The sequence below is a fragment of the Alistipes timonensis JC136 genome (assembly GCF_900107675.1).
In the GTDB taxonomy this organism is placed as follows: domain Bacteria; phylum Bacteroidota; class Bacteroidia; order Bacteroidales; family Rikenellaceae; genus Alistipes; species Alistipes timonensis.
This window is the reverse complement of sequence record NZ_FNRI01000017.1, coordinates 1-3013: the sequence shown is the minus strand read 5'-3', so window position 1 is coordinate 3013 and position 3013 is coordinate 1. Positions and strand designations below refer to the sequence as shown.

Here is a 3013-nt window from a genome sequence, read left to right as displayed (position 1 = left end):
ATATTGACATGCGTGCGTCCGTCTGAGACGAGGTCGCCCGGGTGTCGGACGTATTCGGTCGTACCGTTGTCGAGCTGCGGAATGGAGTAGGGAATTGCCGAAGCTGAGAAATGACCGTCGGAGCAGATCTCGACCCCGAATCCCGAGGCGTCGGTCAGCCTCCACCAGCGCAGTCCTCCGCGCGTTCCCGACTCCTGGGGGCTGGCGTATTTCATATGGAACTGGTCGGCGACACGCTGTGCATATCGTCCCACGAAAGCCGCGCTGAAACGGTCGGGGTAATTCTCCATGGGGCCGCGTCCGTAGTACTCCACGGCGTCGAACATCCCCGGGGTCTCGAATGCCATGCCGAAACGCATCAGGTCGGCGACATCCTTGCGTGCCGGGTCTGCGGTCATCGTCTCGCAGACGCGGACCGACCCGTCGGCGGCGATCGTGTAGGTGAGCGTCAGTTTCGCGCCCACGGCGGGGATCGTGTAGTCTGCGACGGCTTTGACCTCATCGATCCCCTTCGTGAGAACGAAATCGACAGGCCGCAGCCCGGCCGTCGCCCACATCCTGCTGTCGGGGTATTTCCCCGTCTGGCGCACGCCGAGGTCGTTGTCCGTAGCCGCGCGGTAGAAATTGGGCCGCAGGGGCCCTGCCAGCAGCTCGACGCTGTGCAGGCGGTATGAACGGATGAAACCGCTCGCCGGATCGAACGTGAGGGAGAATCCCTCGCCCGAAACGGTCCTGTCCGCGACGCGGAGCGCTCCGGCCGGAGCCTTGACGGCGAAGCGGGCCGCCGGATCGTCCCCGCGGAGTGCGAACTGGTCGGCGGCGACCTCGTGGAGCGCGTCGAGCAGTCCCAGCCGTTCACGCAGTTGGTAACGCACCGTGAGCAGGAGCTCGCCGCCGAGGCCGCGGAGCTGTTCGGGCTTGTAACCCAGCGTCACGGCGGCGGTGGCCTGCGGCGCCACGTCGAGACGCTCGATGACGCCGCTCAGCACGGGCCGTCCGTCCGAGGTGATCTCCCAGCGGAGCCGGTAGGGCGAGAGGTCCGTGAAGAAGTTCTCGTTGCAGACGTTCACGACGCCCTTTTCCAAATCGAGGGCCGAGGTGTGGATCGGCCGGTGCTGGTGCTTGACCTCGTAGGCGTGGGGGTGCCACGTGCGGTCGGCGGCCAGCACGCCGTTGCAGCAGAACGTGCTGTCCGAAGCGTCCGCGGCGTTGTAGTCGCCGCCGTAACGGTAGACCAGCTTTCCTTCGGGACTGCGCCAGGCGAGGGCCTGGTCGGCGAAGTCCCAGATGAAGCCGCCCTGGTATTTCGGCTCGCGGCGGATCATCTCCCAGTACTCGCGGAACCCGCCCAGCGAGTTGCCCATGGCGTGGGCGTATTCGCATTGAATGAGCGGCTTCGCGGGATCGCCGGCGAGGTATTTCCCGCATTGCTCGTAGCTCCAGTACATCGGGCAGACGATGTCGGTGTTGTAGTCCCCGTGGTAGGAGGCCTGCTCGTACTGCACCGGGCGCGACGGGTCGAAGGATTTGATCCAGTCGTAACAGCGTTCGAAGTTGGGGCCGTTGCCGGCCTCGTTGCCCGTACTCCAGACGATGATCGAGGGGTGGTTGTAGTCGCGCAGCACCATGCGGCGGTTACGGTCGAGGTGTGCGGCGGCGAAAGAGGGGTTGCCGGCCAGATTCTTCGACTTGTCGCGGTAGTGCCAGCCGTGCGACTCGACGTTGGCCTCGTCCACGACGTAAAGTCCGTATTCGTCGCAGAGGTCGTACCACAGCGGCGTGTCGGGATAGTGACACGTGCGCACGGCGTTCATGTTCAGACGCTTCATCTCGCGGATGTCGCGCACCATCTCTTCGCGTGTGACATAATAACCCGTATTGGGCTCCATTTCGTGCCGGTTGACGCCTTTGATGAGAATCGGCTTGCCGTTGACCAACAGCTGTCCGCCGCGAATCTCGACCTTGCGGAACCCGACGCGGAAGGCCGCGGCTTCGGTCACCGAACCGTCGACGGCGAGGGCTTCGGCCGTGAGCGTGTAGAGATTCGGGGCCTCGGCGCTCCACGGCTTCGGGGCTGCGACTTCGAATGTCGTCCCGGCGTTGTTGCGGAAGGGCGTGAGCGTGCGGGTGTCGAGCGTGCGGCCCCCGTCATCGCGGAGCGTCAGCCGCACGCCGCCGACGCCCGGCGTCGTGGTCACCTCGGCACGCAGCGTGCCGTCGCGGTAGTCGTTCACCAGATCGGGCGTCAGACGCACGTCGGCCAGCCGGCGCTTGTCGCGGGCGTAGAGGTAGCAGTCGCGGCCGATGCCCGAAAGGCGCCAGAAATCCTGGTCTTCGAGGTACGAACCGTCGCACCAGCGGTTGACGCGCAGCACGATCAGGTTGTCGCCGCCGGGTTTCAGGAAGCGGGTGATGTCGAACTCGGCTTCGAGCTTGCTGTCCTCGCTGTAACCCGCCTCGCGGCCGTTGACCCAGAGCGTCACGTTCGAGGTGGCCGAGCCGATGTGTATGAAGACGTCGCGGCCCTTCCATGAGGCGGGAACCGCGACGGTGCGGCGGTAGAGTCCCGTGTAGTTCTGCTCATGGGGAACCTGCGGAGGATTCACCTCGAAGAATTTGTGCCACGGATAGGGCTTGTTCGTGTAGACCGGATCGCCGTAACCGTTCAGTTCCCAGAGCCCCGGAACGGGCATCACGCCCCACGACGAGTCGTCGTGCCCGGTGCGGAAGAATCCTTCGGGCTCCGCGCCCGGACGGTCCACGCGCAGGAAGGACCATTCGCCGTTGAGCGTGCGGTAGAGGGGCGAAAGGGTGTGGTCGTTCTCCGGAACGGCGTCGGCGGCCGAGGGGAAGGCGATGAAGCTCGTGCGCATCGGTGCGCGGTTAACGGCGAAAATCTCCGGATCGAGCCACCCCTCCGTGGCGGATTTCGAGGGGGCCGCCGTGGCGGCGAAGAGGGCGAGAAACAGTAGTCTTTTCATTTTTTGCGTTTTAAGGTGCGTTATTCGATACC

The 3013-nt window shown here is 64.9% G+C and carries 1 protein-coding gene; it reads right to left on the bottom strand.

All coding sequences use genetic code 11. The features are described 5' to 3' along the window. Positions 1-2981: glycoside hydrolase family 2 TIM barrel-domain containing protein (locus tag BLU78_RS13810; protein ID WP_074712157.1), on the bottom strand; the 2981-nt coding region annotated here is incomplete at its 3' end. Between the last annotated feature and the right edge of the window lie 32 nt (positions 2982-3013).